Source organism: Roseibium sp. Sym1, assembly GCF_027359675.1.
Classification (GTDB): Bacteria; Pseudomonadota; Alphaproteobacteria; order Rhizobiales; family Stappiaceae; genus Roseibium.
This window is the reverse complement of sequence record NZ_CP114786.1, coordinates 3465265-3487407: the sequence shown is the minus strand read 5'-3', so window position 1 is coordinate 3487407 and position 22143 is coordinate 3465265. Positions and strand designations below refer to the sequence as shown.

Genomic DNA, 22143 nt, shown 5'->3' with positions numbered 1-22143 from the left:
GCCCCCTGCCTGTCCGGCCTCCAGGACAAAGCCCAGCGGACATCCTGGATCGGAGGGCGGCCCGGACGACATCAAGAAATGGGAAACGCGGATACCGTCACTCGGGCTCGACGGTGAATTGCAACGGGTAGCCGAGCTTGCCGGCCGCATCGATCGCGCGGGTCGCCTTGGTTTCGGCGACATCCCGGGGATAGACGGAGACGACGCAGGCCCCCTTCTGGTGTGCGGTCAGCATGACCACTTCCGCCTGGGCCATGTCCAGCCGGAATTCCGCCTTCAGGATCAACACCACGAACTCACGCGGCGTGTAGTCGTCATTGAGCAGAATGACCTTGTACAGCTTTGGCCGAGCGGTCTTGGTCTTCTGCTTAAGCTTCGGTTTCAGATCGATGTCACTCATAACACTGGCCCGGGAAGCGCGAGGCGCGCATTGTCACGTGTCTGGGGTCAGGACCCAAGAATTTGGATTTACCGGAATTGCCATCCGGTCTGGTTCTCGCGGATCCTGCGCGAAGTGCCGCCACGTCGTGGCCGCCGGAAATGTTCCGCGGGATCCTTGTTGCCATCAGTATACCGCATCGCGAAATCGAAGAAAACATCACGGTGCCCCGGACAGGGTCCCGCCAATCCGCGGCGGACCTTGCCGCGTATTCTTCCCGGACTGACTGGAAACACGACCCTCGGAGGACACCATGGCTATATCTCGCAGGCCTGTCACAATCGCCAAGAGACCGGCGGCTGTTGCGGCGCTGGCGCTGTTGATGGCAGCTGCAAGCCCCCTTGCCCCCGCACGGGCGGATCTCGCCGCCGCGGCGCGATCCGTGCCTTCCGCCGAACTGGTCGGCAAGGGACGCATGACATATCTCGGCTTCAAGGTGTTCGACGCCGAGCTTTACGCGCCGGGCGGAACCTATCGCGCCTCGGCCCCCTTCGCCCTGAAGCTCACCTACCTGCGCAATTTCAAGGGCGAGGCGATTGCGGAAAGCTCGGTCGACGAAATCCGGCGGCAGGGGAGTGCCTCGAAGAGCCAGCTGGCCGCATGGGAACGGCAGATGCGGGCGATCTTTCCCAACGTCGCGAAGGGCCAATCCCTGACCGGGGTCCGCATGTCGAACGGAAGCACGGTATTTTACGCCGGTAACCGCAAGCTCGGAACGATTTCCGATCCGGCCTTCACCGAAAGGTTCTTCGCAATCTGGCTCGGCAACCGGACCCGGAACCCGCAACTCAGGGCGCGGCTGGTCGGAGCCGGTACGTGACCCTGACCACGGGGGACACAAGCGCAGTGCCGCCGTCCCCTTCCCGACGGGAACCGGGCTATCCTGACGGCGTACCCGGCATGGACACGGAGGGATCACCGGTCCCGCTTTCGGCGCGCAACCTCGCGGCCTATGCGGCCATGGCCTTTCCGCTTGCGTTTGCAGGGCTGCCGATCTACCTGCACGCGCCGGATTTCTATGCCGTGACCCTGCAGCAATCCATTGCCTCCCTCGGGGCGGTGCTTTTGCTGCTGCGCCTTGTCGACGCACTCCAGGATCCGGTCATCGGAAGCCTGAGCGACCGGTTCCATCACTGGCGTGCGCTCATCCTGGCAGCCGGGGCGATGCTCCTGGGACTGGGCTTCTGGATGCTGTTTCATCCTGTCCCCGGCCTGCCGCTGGTCTGGTTCGCCGTCTCCGTCTTCATCTGCACCACAGGGTTTTCGGTGGTCTCGATCAACTTCCAGGCCCTGGGCGGCCTCTGGAAAAGCCGGTCGGCCGATCGCACACGCATCACCGGGACCCGGGAAGCCGCCGGGCTGGTCGGGTTGCTGGTCGCCGCGGTCGTGCCGCCGGTCCTGACGCAATCCGTCGGGCCCGAGCGCGCCTTTCACTGGCTGGCACTCGGCTATCTGCCCTTGCTCGCCCTGGCCTGCTGGCTGTTCGTGCGCTGGATGCGCGGCGCACCGCTTCACCTTCCTCAAAACGGACAAGTGGCAAATGGATGGGGCCGCTTGTTGCGCCATCCCTGGCGCATGCGGTTCTTCGCGCTCGTTGGCATCAATACCTTCGCCAGCGCAATTCCCGCCGTCCTGGTGCTGTTTTTCATACGCGACCGGCTTGGCGCGGAGGCCTATACAGGCCTGTTTCTCCTGATCTATTTCCTTTCCGGCGCCCTTTCCATGCCGCTCTGGAGCCGTCTGGCGGACAGGTTCGGCAAGATCCGGGCCTGGCAGGCGTCGCTTGCCGCCGCGATCCTCACCTTCTGCTGGGCGGCTCTTCTGCAGCAGGGCGACATCACCGCCTACGCGCTGGTCTGCGCATTCTCCGGCCTGGCCCTTGGTGCCGACCTTGCCCTGCCGCCGGCAATCCTGGCCGACCATATCGATGCCGACAACCGCCAGGGCGACGCTTCGCGGCTGTTTTCGATCATGGCCTTCCTGTCGAAATCGGCCCTTGCACTGGCAACCGGGCTCGCGCTGCCCCTGCTGGGCCTGTTCGGGTACCATCCCGGCACGGACATGTCCGCCGATCTGAATGTCCTTCTGAGTGCCATCTACGCCGGGCTGCCCTGCATTTTGAAACTTCTGGCGCTGATCGGCCTGATCCGGTTCGAAAAAGACCTTGCTCCTACCTGTTTGACCGTGTGAGCCTGAGCGCACTGCCACTCCCGAACGGGTTTGTTTCATGACTGTCCGACCGCCCAGCCTCAACAGCATCTCCGACAAGGATCCCCTTGCAGCCGCCCTGGAACAGGAAATCTTCAACGAGAAGGCCGCCACGCTTGCCCGGCTGAACAAGAAGCTGGAACAGGCACTGGAGAAACTGGCGGCGGCCGGCGCCGACACTGAACCGGACCGCGAGCGCTTGCAGCACAGTCTGGCGGAAGCCGGTGAAGCCCTGTGGCATGTGACCATTCAGCGGGAGCTTTGCGGCTTGCGCGAACACCGTGCCTTTTATGACTTCCTGGGCGTTCCCAAGGCGGTGCGGCTTCGTATGGGGCCCGCTTCAAGCCTCGGGAAATCTGCCATGTCCCAAAAAACATGATGCCTGTGATGACCATCACTTCTTTGTTGATGGCCTCATCCTAGGAAAAGGAACCGGTTGCATCTTGCATGCACCAGTGGTTTTTTCTGGGGGCTTTTATAAAGATGAGTTATTTACAGTCGCAATTGGCGAGCTATGTGAGACAGCTATGGCTCGCTGGCGCAAAGGCATGTGCCCGGCGCCACATACACAACAACGCCAGGCGCAAAACGGTCATGATGAGCAGGAAGCCCCGTCAGCTTAACTTCGCCACCCGGATATTGACGGCTTGCCTGCTCTTTGCAGTGCTGGCCAGCCCCGTGACCTTGCCGCTGGTCACCGCCAGCCCCGCCGAGGCCCAGTCGGTGCGCACCGTGCCTGAAGGCAACCGCTACCGGTCCCAGCCGAGAATTCCGTTCGCGTCCTCGCGCCGCACCTCGGCATCGAAATCCTCCTATGACGCAAAGTTCGACAAGGTCCTGGCCGTCCTGAAGCGCGACCGGCGCCTGATGGGGTCGATCAAGCGCATTGCCTCCAAATACGGCATCGACCCGATCCATATCGTCGGTGCCATTGTCGGCGAGCACACCTACAATTACGACACGCTCGACAGTGCCCAGTCCTACTACGTCAAGGCCCTGTCCTATGCCGGGATCCGGTTCGACTTCGAACTCAACGGCGAGCATGTCGACACTTTCGTCCAGCGGCCGCAATTCGACCGCTGCCGCAAGGACCACATTCAAAAGAGCAGCGACAGGCGCTGGTCCTGTTACGAAAATGTCTGGAACAGCAAGTTCCGGGGCCGCAAGGTCGAGGGCGTGCGCTACCCGAAGAAGAACTTCAACGAGGCCTTCTTCCAGCCGCTCTTCTCGGGTCAGAGTTTCGGTCTTGGCCAATTGAGCCCGCTCACCGTCCTGAAGATGACCGACCGTGTGGCGCGCCAGAGCAGCTACAGGAAACTGGAGGCCTCCAATCCCAAGGAAGTCTACAAGGCCACGATGGATCCGAACATCTCGCTGCACTACATGGCCGCGATCATCCAGGACGCCATCGCAGCCTACAAGTCGGTCGGCAAGGTCGATATTTCCAAGAACCCCGGCCTCACCGCAACGCTCTACAATCTCGGTGATCCCTGGAGCCGCGCCGCGAAGTTCCGCCGCAGTGGCCAGAGCTGGCCGCGCGAGAACTATTACGGCTGGCTGGTCAATGACCGGATCGACGACCTGCAGGCGTTGTTCTGACAGCCAGGCCTTTGAGGACTTAGGTCAGAAACGGGTTGGTCTCGCGTTCCTGGCCAATGGTTGACGCCTGGCCGTGTCCCGGCAGGAAGGCGACATCGTCACCGAGCGGAAGCAGTTTTTCCTTGATGGAGCTGATGAGGGCGGCGTGATCGCCACCCGGCAGATCGGTGCGTCCGATCGACCCGGCAAACAGGACATCCCCGGAAATCGCGAAACGCAGCTCCCGGTCGAAGAAGACCAGATGGCCGGGGGAATGCCCCGGGCAGTGCAGAACCTCGAAGGACCGTCCGGCTATCTCCACCGTGTCGCCCTCGACCATCCAGCGGTCCGGTGTCACCGGCCTGACGCCGTCAACGCCGAACTGGGCTGCCTGCTCGGCAACCCGGTCGATCAGCGGCTTGTCCGCCTCATGCGGGCCTTCAACCGGCACCTTGAGGGCTTCAGCCAGGTCGGCGGCACCGCCGACATGGTCGATATGACCATGAGTCAGCACGATTTTCTCGACCGTGACACCCTGCTTTTGAATGGCAGCCTGGATCCGGTCGATATCTCCACCCGGGTCAACGACCGCCGCGCGCATCGTGGCGGGATCCCAGATCAGCGAGCAGTTCTGCTGGAATGCGGACACCACGATGACCATGACCTGGATCGGCGGCATGTCGCCGCTGCCTTCCTTCTGGTCGTCCATGCCGGCATTTTCGTTTTCCTGCGGCATGACCGCCTCCTCATCGCAGCGCCCGGGCAGGGTATTCACGCCACCCCTGTAACAAATACGGGACAACGCCACCCGGTTTCGTGTTTCTGTTCACTAGCGGCTTCACCTTGCCGCGTGCATTTCGTACAAGATGATTGGGCCTGTGAGAAGATGCCAGACACAATCGGGTAGCCGGAGCTGATGAAGCCAAGACTGTTGACATTGCTGATCTCCGCCAGCGCGGCATTCCTGACCGCCGTTGGCGCGATGGCGCAGCCCGGGAGAACGGTGCCAAGTTTCGATAGCTGGACGGTCGACTGCGGCAATACCGGCGTCTGCTTTGCGTCCTCCTTCACCCGCAGCCAATCCGTCTGGGTCGATCTGCGCATCGTGCGCGACTGGCACGCGGAAGCCCAGCCGCTGGTGCGCCTGACCACCAACACCGAACTGCCCAAGGAAGGCACCTTGAAGTTCGAGGTGGACGGCAAGGCGATCGAAGCCCTGCCGATAGAGCAGTTGCGGGAAATGCAGTCGGCGGTCAATCCGCCGGCGGGTTTTCGCCCGCTCGGAGGCGAAGGCTTCTGGTATCCGACCGGCCCTGCCACGCTCACGCTTCTGGAAGCCATGCGCTCCGGGGCGGAACTGACGATCCGGCTGCCGGCGGCCAACGGAGCCGACCCTGTTGGCGTGCCCGTCCCCCTGCAGGGACTGAAAGCAAGCCTGCTGTGGCTCGACAACCGGCAGGAACGGACCGGGACGGTCTCCGCGATCGTGGCCCCGGGCACGGAGCCGGCCAAGGACGCGCCTCACGCCGTCGCGCTGATGAGTGCCGACCAGTTGCCGCCGGAAGTCGCCGCCGTTTGGTCCGCCAACCGGCTGTGTTCCGAAATCGATCCGACCATCTTCGCCAGCCTGAACGCGGTCAGGGTGCCGCTGGCCGAAGGCGCATCCCTCTACATCATTCCCTGCGGCGCACCGACCGCCTATAACAGCCCCTATGTGTCCGTGCTGTCCGGCAAGGACGGCGCGGCCCGCCAGGTCCATGTTGCGCGCATGTCCGAAAAGGGTCCGATTGCAACGGACCTCATCTACAACGCAAAGTGGATCCCCGCGGATCAGCAGCTTGTCAGCTACTTCAAGGGCTCCGGTGTCGGCGAATGCGGCTTGTGGAACCGTTGGGTCTGGAACGGCACCGGGCTGGTGCTGCTGGAAGAGGCAACCAGAACGACATGTGACGGTACGGAACCTGACTTGTCCAACTGGTCAAGTACCTGGCCGCCCAAAAACGCGTCGAATTAGAGCTTTTGCCAAGGATTTTCTTGCGATTTCCGCTTTCCCGACCTTATGATGATGACGCAGCGGTTGGAGTGGGATGCGGCAGGATTGCTTCGACCCGCTCCTGGAGTGTTGACGGACGTACAGGCTGCGTCCGGGTGAAGTGACTCGACTGTGAAGGCGGGTGAGATTGGTCGTTATGTGCCGGGTTGGCACGGAAATTAGGGTGATTTGGTAATGCACGATGGCGATTCGGACCGGCGGTCGCGTGGTCGGCGCGGCGGCAAGCGCGAGTTTGGCGGTCCGCAAGACTTCGGCAGTGATTTTGGCGGAAGCGATTTCGGTGGTGATTTTGGCGGTGGCCGGGATGGCGGCTACCGGGGTGGTCGCAATAACGATTTTGGTGGCGGCTACGGCCGCGACGATAACAGGGATGGTGGCCGCGGCGGATATGGCGGCGGTCGCAGTGGCGGCTATGGCGGAGACCGCGAAGGCGGTTACGGCGGCGGTCGTGGTGGCGGCTACGGTGGTGACCGCGAAGGCGGTTACGGTGGCGGTCGCGGCGGCGGCTACGGCGGCGGTCGCAGTGGCGGTTACGGTCAACGCGAAGGCGGTGGTGGCTATGGCCAGCGTGAAGGCGGCGGTGGTTATGGCCAGCGTGAAGGCGGCGGCGGCTATGGCCAGCGTGAAGGCGGCGGCGGCTACGGCCAGCGTGAAGGTGGCGGCGGCTACGGCCAGCGTGAAGGCGGTGGCGGTTACGGCCAGCAACGTCCGCGACGCGACGGCCCTCCGGTGGAGCGCGGTCCACGTCAATCCGGAACGGTGAAGTTCTTCAAGTCCGACAAGGGCTTTGGATTCATCACTCCGGATGAGGGCGATGCGGATGTGTTCGTACACATTTCTGCCGTTGAACGCTCCGGCCTTTCCTCGCTCGACAGCGGCATGAGGATTTCCTTTGAAACCGAGCCCGACCGGCGCGGCAAGGGACCGAAAGCCGTCAATCTGCAGATCCTCGAAGAGGATGGCGGCGACGCAGCCCCGGACAGCCCTCCGGCTGAAGACTGACACCGGTCGGCACGCCTTTCGCCAGGGCGTATGAATGACCTGATTTTCAGGGCGCGGCAGTGGTCGCGCCCTTGTTTTATTTCAGCCCCCTTGTCATTTCAGATCCCCGGCGAGACTTTTCAGCACCGGCCCAACCGCCTATAAGGCAGCTCCCTTTCTCTTCCAGGTAGTCTCATGGCTTCAGATCAGCGCTCTTCTCCGACCGTCCGCCCGTTTCTGCCGGGCGATCTCAGTGCCCTCCTGACCATGAACAATGCGGCGGTTCCGGCGGTCAGCGACCTCACGGCGGAGGCGTTTCTCGACCTGATCAACGGCGCTCTTGTCTGTCTCGTGGCCGAAGCCGACGGCGAACCGGCCGGTTTTCTGCTCTGCCTCGGCCACGGTGTCGACTATGACAGCCCCAACTATGTCTGGCTGAGCGAGCGTTTCACCGACTTCGCCTATACCGACCGGATCTGTGTGGATGAGACCATGCGCGGCCGCAAGCTTGGCGACGCTCTCTATGGCGCACTTTTTCAGCGATACGCCGGAACCGGCAAGGTCTTTCTGTGCGAGGTCAACGAGCGCCCCCCCAATCCGGGATCGCTGCGGTTTCACAAGCGCCTGGGCTTTGAAGAAGTCGGCAAGGCCGACCACGGCGACAAGGCGGTTGTCTACCTGAAACGGGCAGCCCAGCCGGCTGGCCAGGCGAAACCATGAACTACCGGCACGCCTATCATGCGGGCAATATCGGCGATGTACTGAAACACATCGTTCTGGCGCGTCTGATCTCCTATTTCCAGCGCAAGGACAAGGCGTTCCGGATCCTCGACACACATGCAGGCATCGGGGTCTACGACCTGGCGTCGGAGGAAACCCGGAAGACAGGCGAATGGCAACAGGGCATCGCCAAGGTTCTCGACGCCGATATGCCGGCACCGGTCGCAGAGCTGCTCGAGCCCTGGCTTGATGTCGTGCGGGCCCTCAACCCGGAGGGCGGTCTCAGGATCTATCCCGGGTCCCCGGAAGTCGCGCGCCGGCTCCTGCGCAAGAACGATCGTCTCACGCTGACCGAACTTCATCCGCAGGACTTCAGGATGCTGTCGGAGCACTTCGCCGGCGATCATCAGGTCAAGGCCATCCATCTTGACGGCTGGCTGGCAATGGGCAGCTTTCTGCCCCCCAAGGAAAAGCGCGGTCTGGTCCTGATCGATCCTGCCTTCGAGGTGACGGACGAATTCACGCGAATGGGTGAAGCGATCCTGAAGGCGTACAGGAAATGGCCGGGGGGAACCTATGCGCTCTGGTATCCCCTCAAGGACGCACGGGCCATCCGAAGGATGCATGACAGTTTCGCAGATGCCGGCGTGAAGGACGTCCTGGCACTGGAACTGACTGTCGGCAAGAGCGGCCCGGACACCCGCATGCTTGGCTCCGGAATGACCCTGATCAATCCGCCCTATACACTGGCCGACGAGATGCGGCTGGTGCTGCCGTGGCTCACGGACGTCTTGCACCAGGGACCGGGCGCCGGCTGGACCGTGACACAGCTTATCGGCGAATAAAGGCCGACCCGGCCACTTTTGCCGGGATGTAAGCTTGACCTTGAGGACAGCCTCCCCCATCGTCTCCCTTACTGTTTGCCTTCCGGAGTTTCCGCCGTGCGTATTGCCCGTTTTGTCCGCTTGATCCTGTCGGCCCTGACCTTGTTCGCAAGCGTCTCCGCGCCTGCCATGGCCGAGGAGTATCGCGTGTATTTCTCGTTCTCCGGCGAGAAACGGTTGCCGGACTGCACCGCGGCCTCGGTGAAAAGCGCGGTCGCAGGGTCGATCGCCCGGGCGAACAAGGAGTATTACGGCGGCCGCACCATTATGAGTGTCGACGAGATCAACGAAGTCAGTTACCGCGCCAATGGCGTCAGCCCGGTGGCGCGCCGCTATTGCCGCGGCAAGGCAAGCCTGTCCGACGGCAGCCTTCACTCGGTCCACTACATGGTCGAGGAGCATGCCGGATTTGTCGGTCTCAGCTGGAATGTCGAAGCCTGTCTCTCTCCGCTCGACAAGTGGCGTGTCTATGGTGCCCATTGCAGCACCGTGCGCCCGCACTGACACTGATCCCCGGAAAGGTCTTCAAATGGCGCCGGTGTTCCGCTTCTGGCAATGTTGCGCCGTGCTGCTGGCTGCCCTGACGTTCCAGCAGGCCCGGGCCGACGAGCCCGGAAAGTTTGACTTCTACGTGCTTGCCCTGTCCTGGTCGCCGACCTATTGCAAACAGGAAGGCGAGGATGCAAGCCGCCATCAATGCGATGTCCGCAACCCGTTTCGCTTCATCGTTCATGGCCTATGGCCGCAATACGAGCGCGGGTTTCCGGAAAGCTGCCCCGGCGCGCCGCAGCGCATCGACCGTCAAATCGCCGTCTCCATGGAAGACATCATGCCGAGCCACAATCTCGTCTTCCACGAATGGCGCAAGCACGGCACCTGTTCCGGCCTGTCCCCGGAAGCCTATTTCCAACTGACCCGCGCAGCCTTCGAGAAGATCATCATTCCCGGAGCCTTCCGCACGCTCGACAAGCGCGGCAAGGCATCGCCCGCCACCGTGGAAAAGGCGTTCCGCCTGGCCAATCCGGGCTTGAACGAGGACGCCATGGCGGTCACATGCGACCGCGGAGAACTCGAGGAAGTCCGGATCTGCCTGACCAGGGACCTGGAGTTCCGCACCTGCCGGCAGGTCGACAGGTCCGGCTGCCGGGCCGGCAGTCTTTCCGTTCCCCCGCCCCGCGCGCGCTAGATCAGCAGCCGGGGCTTTACCCGCCCTTCCGTTCTGGAGTTCGGACCATGATGAAACTGCGCTCGTCGCCCGCCTCGCCCTTTGGCCGCAAGGTGAAGCTTGCCCTGGCAATCCTCGGCCTCAAGGGTCGCGTCGAAGTCGAGGACGCCAACACCGCCGACCCGTCCGACAGCCTGCGCAGCCAGAACCCGCTCGGCAAGATCCCGGCGCTGATCCTGGAAAACGGCGATGTTCTCTATGACAGTGCCGTCATCCTCGAGTATCTCGATTTCGTGGCCGGCGGCGGCAAGCTGTTCCCTGAAGGGGAAGCGCGTTTTGCCGTGCTGCGCGACCAGACCCTGGCCGACGGCGTGATGGACGCGGCCATTCTCAGGATCTACGAAAAGCGCTTCAAGGAACCGAAATACCGGGATCCGGCCTGGGATGCCTACCAGGCGGCCAAGATGGAGCGCGGCCTGGCCTATTTCGAGGCCAATGTTCCGGCCGCACCCGGCACCGCAGCGGATATTGACGCCGGCACGCTGACCCTGGCCTGTGCCCTTGGGTATCTCGACCTGCGGTTTGGGGACAGTAACTGGCGCGCCGATCATCCAAAGCTCGCTGCCTGGCTGGATGCATTCGAGGCAGCTGTCCCCGCCTATGCCGACACGAGGCAACCACCGGCGCCTGTTCCGGACAACGCGCCTGCCGTACTCAAGTAGTCCAACTGCATCCTTGGCCGTAGCCGCGGGCAAGGGTGCAGAGCAATCTACGCGTCGCAAGTCACTTGATAGTCACCGCCGATTGGCCAGTTGAGGCCACAGGTTATCCCACCGTCGACCCGGATTGTCTGACCGGTCAGAAAGGCGCTTGCCGGTGAGGCGAGAAAAATCGCCGCCCCGACAAGGTCCTCGACACTGCCCATGCGGCCGAGAGGCGTGACGGTACGGTTCCAGGACTGCAGGTTCGGATCCGCCCACAGCTTTCTCGTGAGTTCGGTCAATATGAAACCCGGCGCAAGGCCATTCACACGGACGCCTTGCGCGCCCCATTCCAGGGCCAATGCGCGTGTCATGCTGGAGAGCCCCGCCTTCGACATGCTGTAGGGAGCGATCTGCGTCAGCGGCTTGGAAGAGGTGAGGCTGTCCACGTTTACAATGCAGCCTTCTCCCCGGCCGATCATGTGCCGGCCGACGGCCTGCGCCATGAAGAACGCGCCACGCAGGTTGATATCCATGATCGCATCGAACTCTTCCGGGGAATAATCGACCGCCGGCTTGCGGATGTTCACGCCGGCGCAATTGATCAGCGTATCGATCCGCCCGAATTCGGCCACCACGTCGTCGACGCATGTCTGTATGGTGGCAGGATCCGCAACGTCGCAACATGCATGGGTCATGCGCTCCGGTGATCCCTCGGCACTCCCGCAGGCTTCCCGCAAGGACGTCTCGTCGCGGCCCGTGATTATGACGCGGGCGCCGCGTTCGGCAAAAGCCAAGGCAACGGCAAGACCGATCCCCCTGGACCCTCCCGAAACCAGCACGGTCTTGCCGGATACATCGAAAAGCGTGTCTGCCACCCTGGTCTCCTTGCAAGTCTTGTCCGGATTGGAACCGTGCGGATGATCCGCGGCACGGTTCAGTGACTGTCGCGCGGCATCATGTGCCGGATCCGTCGGTAAGATATCGCCATTTCCAGACAGCCCCCGTCCGCCAGTTGACCGACATTGGCACGATACAATTCCTGCCAGGGGGTCTGGTTCACCAGCTCGGGGGGCGACCACCCTTCTCGCCTGGCGGTCCATTCCTCGCCATCGACCAGGGCGTTGAGCGTACGATTGTTGAGATCCAGGCGAACCCTGTCCCCGTTCCTGAGATATGCCAGTCCGCCACCGATCGCGGCTTCCGGCGAAGCGTTGAGAATGGACGGGCTTTCCGAGGTGCCGGACTGCCTGCCGTCACCGACGGTCGGCAAGTGCGCAATCCCTTCCTGTATCAATCTGTCGGGCGGTTGCATGTTCACGACTTCGGCCGACCCCGGGAAACCGATGCACCCGGTTCCCCGGATGAACAGGATACAGTTTTCGTCGATGCCCAGATCCGGATCGTTCAGCGTTGCATGGTAGTGCTCCGGACCGTCGAAAACGATGGCACGCGCCTCGAAAACGTTTTCCGAACCCGGCTTGTTCAGGTAACGCTGCCGGAACTCCCCGGAAATCACGCTGGTTTTCAAAAGGGCGGAATCGAACAGGTTGCCGCTCAGAACCATGAAACCGGCATTTTCCCGCAACGGGTCGGCCACGCTCGCGATCACTTCGTGATCAACGCTTCTGGTCCCCTCGAGATTCTCGGCGAGGGTCTTGCCTGTCACCGTCATCGAGTTCCCGTTCAGCAATCCTTCAACCAGCAGCTCCCCCATGACCGCGGGAATTCCGCCTGCCCGGAAGAACCGTTCGCCCAGATACCTGCCTGCGGGCTGCATGTTGACCAAAAGCGGCAGCTTGAGGCCCTGATCCTGCCAGTCCTGGATGTTCAGCTCCACGCCTGCGTGGCGTGCCACGGCTTGCAGATGAGGGGGGGCATTGGTGGAACCGCCGATTGCCGTTGCAACCCGGATTGCATTCTCGAATGCCTCGCGCGTCAGGACCTTCGAAGGGGTGAGATCCTCGTCAACCATGGCCACGATGCGCTTGCCGGTTTCATACGCCATACCCATCCGTTCGCGAAACGGTGCGGGAATGGCGGCGCAGCCCGGCAGGCTCATGCCGAGCGCCTCGGCCAGGGCATTCATCGTGCTGGCCGTGCCCATCGTGTTGCAATGCCCCAGCGAAGGCGCCGATGCGCAGGCGCGGCTGATGAACTCGTCATAGTCGATGACCCCTTCGGCAAGCAGACGCCGGCTCTCCCAGATGATCGTTCCCGAACCGGCGAGTTCACCTCGCCACCACCCGTCCAGCATCGGCCCTCCGGACAGAACGATCGCGGGCAGGTCCACCGTCGCCGCTCCCATCAGCATTGCGGGCGTTGTCTTGTCGCATCCGGTGGTCAGGACAACGCCATCCAGCGGGTATCCGTGCAAGACCTCGACCAGTCCCAGATAGGCAAGATTGCGGTCCAGCGCGGCCGTCGGCCGCTTGCCGTTCTCGTGGAGCGGATGCACCGGAAACTCTATCGGAATGCCGCCGCCATCACGAATTCCGGCCTTGATCCTCTCCGCGAGCAAAAGATGGATCTTGTTGCACGGGGCGAGTTCGGAACCGGACTGGGCAATTCCGATGACAGGACGACCCGACTGAAGCTCTTCCGGCGTAAAGCCGTTGTTCTGGTAGCGCTCAAGATAAAGGGCGGTCATCCCCGGATTGTTGGGATTGTTGAACCATTCCTGTGACCGCAACCTGGACTTGGCCAGATACTTAGAGCGATAGTCGTCCATTGCCTGTTGCCCCTGTCATTCGCCGGACGCCTTGGATGTCTCTTCCTCGGCAAACACGATCCTGATGTTGTCTATGGCGCGCCGCAGATGATCTTTCATCTCCAGTGATACCCGCTCCTTGTCGCGCTGTTTCAGCCCCTCGACGATCCGGCCATGGTCGATCATTGCCTTGTCGCGGGCGGCCCGATGCCTTGCGGACAGAAAACGGACGCGCCACAGGCGCGAGTGGTACTGCCTGTGGGTCTTGATCAGCGACGGGTTCTTGGTCGCCGCGACAATCGCTTCGTGAAACGACATGTCGATCTGGAAAAACTTGATCTGGTCGGGTTCCTGCACATTGGCGAGCATCATCTGGTGCTTGGCTTCGATCTCGTCGATTTCCTGCTGGGTTGCCTCCTCGCAGGCACACTCGCCCGCCAGTCCCTCCAGCGCGGACTGCACCAGCAGCAGGTGGCTCACCTCGACAAAGGACGGATTTGCCACAACCGGGCTCTTGGAAGGTGACATTTCAACCAGACCTTCGGCCTCGAGAACCAGCAGCCCTTCTCGCAAGGGAGTGCGGCTGACGCCCAGGGCGGCGGCGGTTTCACGCTCCGGAATGTTCTTCCCGGGAGTCAGGTGCCCAAGCAGGATCTGCTGACGAAGAACGTCTGCAATCCGCTCCCCCAGCCGCTGTCGGGGAAGAGACGGAAAACTGGTCGTGGTCTGTTGTTTCGGCGACACGGTCATTACTCGGCAAAAGTTTCGGATCTTCAGCTTCTACACCAAATCTCCCGGCTCGGCATTTGCACTTGGCATACCAGACAAATCTTATTTGGTATACCAAATATTGACATATTAGTTTGACCACTTTATCCATTTCCTGCGGCAAGCCGGTCAACGACTGCGAAAAGCAGCAATTGCCGCTGTTCCTCTGGAGGAACGTCGTGAAACAGGGAGGAAAGACATGAAAATCTTCAGCCTGGTGGCAGCCGCCACCTTGTCCGCAGGACTTGCAACGGCCGCATCGGCAGCCGAATTCAACCTGCGCATGCAGACCCACTACTCGGCCGAGGCCGTATCAGGCCAGTTGGCTCAGGAATTCATAGACAATATCGAACGCATGTCCGGCGGACGTGTCGAGATCGAGATGTTCTGGTCCTCTGCTGTTGTCGCCACGGTCGAAGGCTTCGACGCGGCCGCCACCGGTGTCCTGGACGGCGAGATGCATGGTGGTGCCTACCTGACCGGCAAGAACCCGGCCTTCCAGTTCGTGGGGGACCCGATGGGCGGTTACGACACGCCCTGGGAGCTCTACAGTTTCTACTATTTCGGCGGGGGCGAAGAAGCTGCCAACGCCCTCTACGAGGCGAACAACATGCACCTCGTGGGCTGGTGGACCGGCGGCCAGGAATCCATGTCGTCTTCCAAGCCGATCGCCGGCCCCGCAGATCTGAAGGACTGGAAGTTCCGCTCGCCTCCAGGTCTGGAGACCGAGATTTTCGCGGAACTCGGAGCATCGCCGATCGTCATCGACTTCACCGAAGTCTTCACGTCCCTGGAAACCGGCATCATCGACGGGGCGGATGCCTCCAGCCTGGCCAACAATGTCGGGCTGGGCCTCTATGACATCGTCGGTCATGCCACCTACCCGGGTTTCCATTCCATGCCGGTGGACCACGTCACCTTCAATCTCGACGTCTGGAACAGCTTCCCGGACGACATCAAGGCGATGTTCGAGACGGCCGCCCAGGCTCTTGCCCTCCAGACCGCGATGCGGATCAACATCGCCAACGAGGAAGCGGCCTCCATGCTGCGCGAAAAAGGCGTGACGCTCTACAACTGGTCCCCCGAAGACCGTGCGGAATTCCGTGCGGGCGCCCAGCGCGCCTGGGACGGCTGGGCGGAAAAGACACCGGAAGCCAAGGCTCTGGTCGAAGCGCACCGCAAGTTCCTGCGCCGGATCGGCAAGATCGATTAGGTTCCGCAATTTGCCCAAGTGAGACCCTGCGAGCCCTACGGGGCTCGTTTTGCTCTCCGTAACGTTCACTGCAAGGGGGCACCGTGGCTGCTCGAACGGATAGCGTGTGGCTGGGATCCGCCAGGAAACCGGTCAAGTTCATCATGTGGGCCAGCGCATGCGGAACCTGCATCCTGGCAATCTGGCTGGCCCTGGGAACGCTGTTTCTCGGTTCCGACACCAACATGAAACAGTTTCTCGCACCGGGGGACGCACCTGCCGTGCTCTGGACCCTGGTCCTGGCAGCCGTCGCCCTGTTGTCGGCGAGCATCTACATGTCGGACCGGCGTGGCGTGATCGAACCGGCCCCTTCCGGCTTCTTCGACATCGTCAGCCTTGTATGCGCGCGCCTGTCCATGCTGGCGACCGCCGGCATCGTCCTCGTCATGTTTTTAGAGGTCGTGTCCCGTTACGTGTTCGAAAAGCCGACACTGTGGGCGAACGAATTGTCCCTGTGGATCGCCGGGTTCGTCTTCCTCTTCTCCGGCCTCTACGCCATGCAGCAGCGCAGTCACATCCGCATTTTCATCATCTATGACCTGTTCCCCCGCTGGCTCCAGAAGCTGTCCGACATTCTGTCCGTGCTCCTGATCTGGGCCTTCACCCTCCTCCTGATCTGGGGCGGATACAACGAGGCAGTCGCCAAGTTCTTCCGTTGGGAAACCTTCGGCACCGCCTGGGACCCGCCGATTCCGGCCACCATCAAGCCCGCCATCCTGATCATCGTACTCCTGGTCGCCGTTCAGGCGCTTTCGAACCTTCTGGCCGACTGGAACAAGCAACCGGAAGTTCACCTGCCGGTGGACGATATCGACGCTCACGAGATCGAACTCATACGCAAGAACATCGGGGACTAGCAGGATGGACATCGGAACCATTTCTCTTCTCCTGCTGCTGGGCCTGTTTCTCCTGCTCGCCCTGGGCATGCCGCTGGGCTTCGCCTCGGCGACGCTCGCAGGTGCGGTTCTCCTGATGAAATTCGGGCCGGACCTGCTTTTCCGGGACTTCGGACGAGGACCGCTTGCCGTCCTCGGTCAGGCGATCTACCGGCAAATGACGAATTACGTCCTGATCTCGATACCGCTGTTCATCTTCATGGCCGCCCTTCTGGAACGCAGCGGCATCGCCAAGGACATGTACTCCTCGCTCAATGTCTGGCTGAGCCGGACCCGGGGCGGCATTGCCATCGTGACGTCGATCATGGCCGTGATCATGGCGGCCATGTCCGGCATCATCGGCGGCGAGGTCGTGCTTCTGGGCCTGATCGCACTGCCGCAGATGCTCCGCCTTGGCTACAACCAGAACCTCGCGATCGGCACGATATGCGCCAGCGGTTCGCTCGGCACCATGATCCCCCCGTCCATCGTGCTGATTTTCTACGGCCTGGTCACGGAAACCTCGATCAAGTCGCTGTTTACCGCGTCCTTTCTGCCGGGTTTCATGCTCGCGTCCTTCTTCCTGGTCTATATCGTTGTGCGAACGCGTTTGAACCCGGACCAGGCCCCACTCCCCGCCCCGAACCCCGACGATCCGCCTGGCTGGGAAAAGGCGAAGCTGTTTGCCGGTTTCCTGACGGTGATCATTGTTGCGACCACGGCCGTGCTTCTTGTCCGCACGCTGTTTTTCACGGCGACCGGTGCAAATGCCGTCAAGGAGGGCGTCGACCCGATACTCTGGGGCATGGTGTCGGATCTTCCGTATCAGGCCGGCGTCTTGGTGATCGGTTTCGCGTTGACGGTCTTCGGCTTCGGTCGGGAGACCATCCGCCGGGGATGGCAGATGGGCAAGGGGCTCGTTGCTCCCCTCGTCGTTATCGGCGTTGTTCTGGGATCGATCTATGGCGGCATCACCGGCATCACCGAAGCCGCGGCCATGGGCGTGATCGCGGTGTTCGTGATTTCGCTCCTGCGGGGAGAAATGAGCACCGACGTTCTGGTCGATTCCCTGATGCGCACCATGAAGTCCACCGGAACGATCATCTGGGTGACCATCGGCGCGGCAGCCCTGGCGTCCGCATACACGCTTGTCGGCGGACCGACCTATGTGGCCAATCTGATCGTGGGAGCCGAGCTGCCGACAATGGGCATCATCCTCGTGATGATGCTTGTGTTCCTGATCATGGGCATGTTCATGGACTGGGTCGGCATCGTTCTGCTGATCATGCCCGTTTTCCTGCCGATCGTCATGGCATTGCCGGCCGATGAACTCGGTTTCTTCGGCCAGGTGGACCCAAGGCATGTCGCAATCTGGTTCGGTGTTGTCTTCACCATGAACATGCAGGTCAGCTTTCTGTCGCCCCCCTTCGGCCCCGCCGCCTTCTACCTGAAGTCGGTCGCTCCTGCCCACATTTCGCTGACCGACATTTTCAAGGGGTTTCTGCCCTTCATCGGCATTCAACTGCTGGCTCTGCTGGTGCTGTTGTCCTGGCCCAATCTTGTTTCGGTCTTCCTGTGATGGGCCGTTGCCGATTTCAGGGTTCCATGCGGATTGACTGAAAAAAGGCCCGGCACCTGAGGTGCCGGGCCCGTTTTCCGATGATCCCGGGAACCGGTCAGAACTTGTAACCGAGACCCATGCGAATCTGGGAATTGTTGAACTCGGAGCTGACCCCGGTTCCGTTCAGGTTGAAGTCCTGGCTGCCGAAATCCTGGTAGACATATTCCAGGCGGGCGCTGAGATTGTCGGTGATCGCCGCTTCGCCGCCGGCACCCGCGGTCCAGCCGAGCGCGGTCTTGCTGTCACTATCGCCATTCCCGGAAAGCTCCAGATCGGCCAGCGCCAGACCACCGGCACCATAGACCAGATAACGGTCGAAGCTGTAGCCGACGCGTGCGCGGATATTGGAATTCCAGTCAGACTTGGATTCCACGTTGATGCCGCCATTGGTGCGTGATTCCTGCAGGTCCGTGAGGCTGAAATCGGCTTCCGCGCCGACAACAACATTCGGCGTCACCTGGAAATTGTAGCCCGTGTAAAGGCCGCCACCAAAACCATTGGCACTGGTGCTCAGGCTGGTGCCACCCGACTGATTGTCGAAATGACCGAAATTCCAGCCGAGATTGCCACCGACATAGATGCCGGTCCAGTCAATGCTCTGCTGCGGAGCCGGAACCGCCTCATAGGCCGGTGCCGGAGACTGCGGCAGATCCGCTGCGAGCACCGGCGCGGTTGCGGCCGATGCGGCGGTCAGTGCCATGCCAGCAAGTGCAAGACGTTTCATGAGAGATACTCCAGATCCACATTACTCATTCTGAATTGACCGGTTTCCACGCCGGCCAGTTGCGAGTCGGACGAGCTAGGCCGCGTCCTCACTCTCCCCCTGTCAGGAGATATGGAGAGCGTTTGTGGCGGATCGGAATTGAGACTTGGGAGATTTGGTGACCAATGACGGCAACATTCTGGCAGGTTGAATAGCCCGTTAAGGCCATTGCAATTTGCATTCGGCGTCGCCATCTGGCGCTAGGAAAGATCCTTGTCACCGGCTTTCCCCGAACCAATCTATTGCGTATAAGGCGCCCAACAGGAGTTGGGGCACCAGCCATACGCCGTGCACACCGACCACATCAGACCGGAACCGGAACTCATAAATGCTGTTTGACTACATAAGCCTCGCAGGCGGACTTGTTGTGCTGATTATTGCCGGCGATGTCCTTGTCAGAGGTTCGGTCGGAGTCGCGCAGCGTCTTGGAATTCCCAATCTTGTCATCGGCTTGACCATTGTAGCTTTCGGCACTTCAGCCCCGGAACTGGTTATCTCCCTGAAGGCGGCCCTCGAGGGTGCCGGCGGAATCGCCATCGGCAATGTCGTCGGATCGAACATCGCCAATGTTCTGCTGGTCCTGGGCATGCCCGCCCTGATCGCGGCAACGCCCTGCGGTGAAGCAGGCGCAACACGCAACGCGCTCTACATGGTGGCCGTGACCTTTGTCTTTATCGGCCTGTGTTTTTTCACCCCGATCGGCTTGCCGGCCGGCCTTGTCCTTCTGGTTCTGCTCGGCATATTCTTGGGGGCCTCGACAATGGTTGCCCAGAAGCACCGCAAGGAGCAGAAAGCCATTGCCGCGGCGGCCGCAGGCGCGGATGTCGCCGCGATCAGCTGCGACAGTGATGGAGACGACGGCCTGGACGAAGTCGAGGACGTTCCCGATTCCATCTGGATCGCTCTGGTCTATATCGGTCTGGGACTTGTCGGACTGCCGCTCGGCGCGCATTTCACGATCTCCGGCGCAACCTCCATCGCCACGGCCTGGGGTGTCAGCGAAGCCGTCATCGGTCTGACGGTCATCGCCCTCGGCACGTCTCTTCCCGAACTGGCCACCACCGTGATGGCGGCAATCCGCCAGCACGGTGCGGTCGCCATCGGCAACGTCATCGGCTCGAACATCTTCAACCTGCTCGCCATTATCGGGATCACGGCTGTCGTCGTCCCGATCGATGTGCCCCAGGAGGTGCTGAAGCTGGACATCTGGGTCATGCTGGCCTGCGCACTCCTGCTGACGGCGCTGGCCGGTTTCCGCGTCTGTCTCGGCCGTATCTCCGGTTTTGCCATGACCGCCGCCTATGCGCTTTACATCGCCACCGTCTACATGCTCGGCCATACCGCCTGAATCGGATCCGGGCAGCCGGCGGCAACCTGCCCCTTTCCTGAAAGCCGATTGGCGCTTAAATAGCTGGCATGCAGGACACCGCTGATTCCCGACATGAAGATGCCCCGAAGGACGGGGAAGACCCCCGTGCCGTGCGCAAGGGCGTCGATGTCATCGCCGACGAGGTCAAGCGCCTGCCCAACGGGCCGGGCGTCTACCGCATGCTCGACGAGAACGGTGAGGTCCTCTATGTCGGCAAGGCCCGCAGCCTCAAGAAGCGGGTGACCAGCTACACCAGGCTTCAGGGCCAGTCGAACCGGATCATCCGCATGATCCTGGCAACGGCGGCAATGGAATTCGTCGTCACCCAGACCGAACCCGAAGCCCTGCTGCTGGAAGCCAACCTGATCAAGCGCCTGCGCCCGCGCTTCAATGTGCTGTTGCGCGACGACAAGTCGTTTCCCTATATCCTGGTCACCGGCGACCATGCCTCCCCGGCCATCGTCAAGCACCGCGGTGCCCGCAAGCGCAAGGGCGCCTATTTCGGACCCTTCGCCTCGGCCGGCGCGGTGGACCGGACGATCAACGCCCTGCAAAAAGCCTTCCTCATCCGGACCTGTTCGGACAGCTATTACGAGAACCGCACACGGCCCTGCCTTCAATACCAGATCAAGCGCTGCGCCGGCCCTTGCACCGGCGAGATCGATCCGGAGGATTATGCCGGGCTCGTCTCCGAGGCCAAGGCGTTCCTGTCCGGCCGCAGCCAGCTGATCAAGAAGCAGCTCGCCGAACAGATGGAAACGGCCTCGGCCGATCTGGAATTCGAACGCGCCGCCATCTATCGTGACCGCCTGTCCGCCCTGTCGCACATCCAGGCCCATCAGGGCATCAATCCGCAGTCGGTCGAGGAGGCCGATGTCTTTGCAATCCACCAGGAGGGCGGCCAGACCTGTGTCCAGGTGTTCTTTTTCCGGACCGGGCAGAACTGGGGCAACCGGGCCTATTTTCCCAAGGCGGACAAATCGCTTGAGGAAGCCGACATTCTGGAAAGCTTCCTGGCCCAGTTCTACGACGACAAACCTTCGCCAAGGCAGATCCTGCTGTCCCACGAACTCGCGGAGCAGGACCTGCTCGCCGAGGCCCTGAGCGAACGGGCCGGCCGCAAGGTGGAGGTCTCGAGGCCCAAACGCGGCGAGAAGAAGGAACTGGTGGACCACGCGCTCACGAACGCACGCGAAGCACTTGGCCGCCGGCTCGCGGAGACCTCCAGTCAGGCCCGCCTTCTCAAGGGCGTTGCCGAGGCCTTCGACCTTGCCGCGCCGCCGCGCCGGATCGAGGTCTATGACAACTCCCACATCATGGGCACCAACGCGGTCGGCGGCATGATCGTTGCCGGAATTGAAGGCTTCACCAAGGGCCAGTACCGCAAGTTCAACATCAAGTCCGAGGACCTCGTCCCGGGCGACGATTACGGCATGATGCGCGAAGTGCTGACGCGGCGCTTCTCACGGCTCTTGAAGGAACACGCCCGCTCCCCGGAGCCCGCCTCTGGCGGGGAAGCCGGAGACCCGGACGCCGACGACACAGACGGCACTGGGGCAGACGTGGCAGCCGCCACGGACATGCCGGCATGGCCCGACCTTGTCCTGATCGACGGCGGCCAGGGGCAGTTGACCGCCGCACGAGAAACGCTCGAGGAACTCGGCATCACCGACGTGCCCCTGGTGGGCATCGCCAAGGGGCCGGACCGGGATGCGGGCCGCGAGAAATTCTTCATTCCCGGCCGGCAATCCTTCATGCTGCCGGAGCGCGATCCGGTCCTCTATTTTGTCCAGAGACTGCGCGACGAGGCCCACCGTTTCGCCATCGGCAGCCACCGGGCCCGGCGCAAGAAGGACATCGTCCGCAACCCGCTGGACGAAATCGCCGGCATCGGTCCGACCCGCAAGAAGGCCCTGCTCAACCATTTCGGCACCGCCAAGGCCGTATCGAAGGCAGGCGTCGACGATCTGGCCGCCGTTCCCGGCATTTCCGAGGCCATTGCCAAACTGGTCTACGACCATTTCCACGAGTGATCTTGTCTCACACCGGAGCCGAC

At 62.0% G+C, this 22143-nt stretch carries 22 protein-coding genes; 16 read left to right on the top strand and 6 right to left on the bottom strand.

The window, feature by feature from the left end:
- Positions 1-97 precede the first annotated feature (97 nt).
- A complete protein-coding gene (gene clpS / locus O6760_RS15795) occupies positions 98-400 on the bottom strand; it encodes an ATP-dependent Clp protease adapter ClpS (protein ID WP_269580672.1) in 303 nt (100 codons plus the stop codon).
- A 292-nt stretch (positions 401-692) separates the two neighbouring features.
- On the opposite strand from clpS, the gene O6760_RS15790 reads away from it, so the two are divergent.
- The 4 genes from O6760_RS15790 (at position 693) to O6760_RS15775 (ending at position 4246) form a co-directional block, all read left to right on the top strand.
- Positions 693-1259, top strand: coding sequence for a chalcone isomerase family protein (locus O6760_RS15790; RefSeq protein ID WP_269580671.1), 567 nt, complete (start codon positions 693-695; stop codon positions 1257-1259).
- Positions 1256-2629 (top strand): MFS transporter, encoded by a 1374-nt coding sequence (locus O6760_RS15785; protein ID WP_269580670.1) that lies wholly within the window; start codon positions 1256-1258, stop codon positions 2627-2629. Before O6760_RS15790 ends, O6760_RS15785 begins: the two co-directional genes overlap by 4 nt.
- A gap of 37 nt (positions 2630-2666) precedes the next feature.
- Complete coding sequence (locus O6760_RS15780; protein ID WP_269580669.1) at positions 2667-3026, top strand: DUF6665 family protein; 360 nt, start codon at positions 2667-2669, stop codon at positions 3024-3026.
- 215 nt (positions 3027-3241) lie between these two features.
- Positions 3242-4246, top strand: a complete 1005-nt coding sequence (locus O6760_RS15775) for a DUF1402 family protein (RefSeq protein ID WP_269580668.1) — start codon at positions 3242-3244, stop codon at positions 4244-4246.
- 19 nt (positions 4247-4265) lie between these two features.
- On the opposite strand, the gene O6760_RS15770 is transcribed toward O6760_RS15775, so the two are convergent.
- Entirely contained in the window at positions 4266-4904 is a 639-nt protein-coding gene (locus O6760_RS15770) for an MBL fold metallo-hydrolase (protein ID WP_269586290.1), read from the bottom strand.
- A gap of 237 nt (positions 4905-5141) precedes the next feature.
- Between O6760_RS15770 and O6760_RS15765 the strand changes: the two genes are divergently transcribed.
- From O6760_RS15765 to O6760_RS15735, 7 genes are all read left to right on the top strand, one after another.
- Entirely contained in the window at positions 5142-6239 is a 1098-nt protein-coding gene (locus tag O6760_RS15765) for a DUF1176 domain-containing protein (protein WP_269580667.1), read from the top strand.
- Between the two features lie 213 nt (positions 6240-6452).
- A complete protein-coding gene (locus O6760_RS15760) occupies positions 6453-7280 on the top strand; it encodes a cold-shock protein (protein ID WP_269580666.1) in 828 nt (275 codons plus the stop codon).
- Positions 7281-7454: 174 nt separating this feature from the next.
- Positions 7455-7979 carry a GNAT family N-acetyltransferase gene (locus O6760_RS15755; RefSeq protein ID WP_269580665.1) on the top strand — a complete coding sequence of 175 codons (525 nt, stop codon included), beginning with the start codon at positions 7455-7457 and terminating at the stop codon, positions 7977-7979.
- Positions 7976-8824, top strand: coding sequence for a 23S rRNA (adenine(2030)-N(6))-methyltransferase RlmJ (locus O6760_RS15750; RefSeq protein WP_269580664.1), 849 nt, complete (start codon positions 7976-7978; stop codon positions 8822-8824). Before O6760_RS15755 ends, O6760_RS15750 begins: the two co-directional genes overlap by 4 nt.
- Positions 8825-8920: 96 nt before the next feature.
- Positions 8921-9367, top strand: coding sequence for a cytoplasmic protein (locus tag O6760_RS15745; RefSeq protein WP_269580663.1), 447 nt, complete (start codon positions 8921-8923; stop codon positions 9365-9367).
- A 25-nt stretch (positions 9368-9392) separates the two neighbouring features.
- Positions 9393-10049, top strand: coding sequence for a ribonuclease T2 family protein (locus tag O6760_RS15740; protein WP_269580662.1), 657 nt, complete (start codon positions 9393-9395; stop codon positions 10047-10049).
- A 47-nt stretch (positions 10050-10096) separates the two neighbouring features.
- Positions 10097-10750 carry a glutathione S-transferase family protein gene (locus O6760_RS15735; protein WP_269580661.1) on the top strand — a complete coding sequence of 218 codons (654 nt, stop codon included), beginning with the start codon at positions 10097-10099 and terminating at the stop codon, positions 10748-10750.
- A gap of 47 nt (positions 10751-10797) precedes the next feature.
- On the opposite strand, the gene O6760_RS15730 is transcribed toward O6760_RS15735, so the two are convergent.
- From O6760_RS15730 to O6760_RS15720, 3 genes are read right to left on the bottom strand one after another with little or no spacing between them, the layout of a single operon-like run.
- Complete coding sequence (locus O6760_RS15730; RefSeq protein WP_269580660.1) at positions 10798-11607, bottom strand: SDR family NAD(P)-dependent oxidoreductase; 810 nt, start codon at positions 11605-11607, stop codon at positions 10798-10800.
- A 59-nt stretch (positions 11608-11666) separates the two neighbouring features.
- Entirely contained in the window at positions 11667-13460 is a 1794-nt protein-coding gene (locus O6760_RS15725) for an IlvD/Edd family dehydratase (protein ID WP_269580659.1), read from the bottom strand.
- A 15-nt stretch (positions 13461-13475) separates the two neighbouring features.
- Positions 13476-14183, bottom strand: coding sequence for a GntR family transcriptional regulator (locus O6760_RS15720; protein ID WP_269580658.1), 708 nt, complete (start codon positions 14181-14183; stop codon positions 13476-13478).
- A 223-nt stretch (positions 14184-14406) separates the two neighbouring features.
- Between O6760_RS15720 and O6760_RS15715 the strand changes: the two genes are divergently transcribed.
- The 3 genes from O6760_RS15715 (at position 14407) to O6760_RS15705 (ending at position 17913) form a co-directional block, all read left to right on the top strand.
- The gene (locus O6760_RS15715) at positions 14407-15420 is read left to right on the top strand and encodes a TRAP transporter substrate-binding protein (protein WP_269580657.1); all 1014 of its coding nucleotides are present in this window, start codon (positions 14407-14409) and stop codon (positions 15418-15420) included.
- Positions 15421-15503: 83 nt separating this feature from the next.
- A complete protein-coding gene (locus O6760_RS15710) occupies positions 15504-16316 on the top strand; it encodes a TRAP transporter small permease subunit (protein ID WP_269580656.1) in 813 nt (270 codons plus the stop codon).
- A gap of 4 nt (positions 16317-16320) precedes the next feature.
- Positions 16321-17913, top strand: a complete 1593-nt coding sequence (locus tag O6760_RS15705; protein WP_269580655.1) for a TRAP transporter large permease — start codon at positions 16321-16323, stop codon at positions 17911-17913.
- 97 nt (positions 17914-18010) lie between these two features.
- On the opposite strand, the gene O6760_RS15700 is transcribed toward O6760_RS15705, so the two are convergent.
- Positions 18011-18679 (bottom strand): outer membrane protein, encoded by a 669-nt coding sequence (locus tag O6760_RS15700; RefSeq protein ID WP_269580654.1) that lies wholly within the window; start codon positions 18677-18679, stop codon positions 18011-18013.
- Positions 18680-19046: 367 nt separating this feature from the next.
- On the opposite strand from O6760_RS15700, the gene O6760_RS15695 reads away from it, so the two are divergent.
- Both O6760_RS15695 and uvrC read left to right on the top strand, forming a co-directional pair.
- Positions 19047-20066, top strand: coding sequence for a calcium/sodium antiporter (locus O6760_RS15695; RefSeq protein WP_269580653.1), 1020 nt, complete (start codon positions 19047-19049; stop codon positions 20064-20066).
- 68 nt (positions 20067-20134) lie between these two features.
- The gene (gene uvrC / locus O6760_RS15690) at positions 20135-22120 is read left to right on the top strand and encodes an excinuclease ABC subunit UvrC (protein WP_269580652.1); all 1986 of its coding nucleotides are present in this window, start codon (positions 20135-20137) and stop codon (positions 22118-22120) included.
- The last annotated feature ends 23 nt before the right edge of the window (positions 22121-22143 follow it).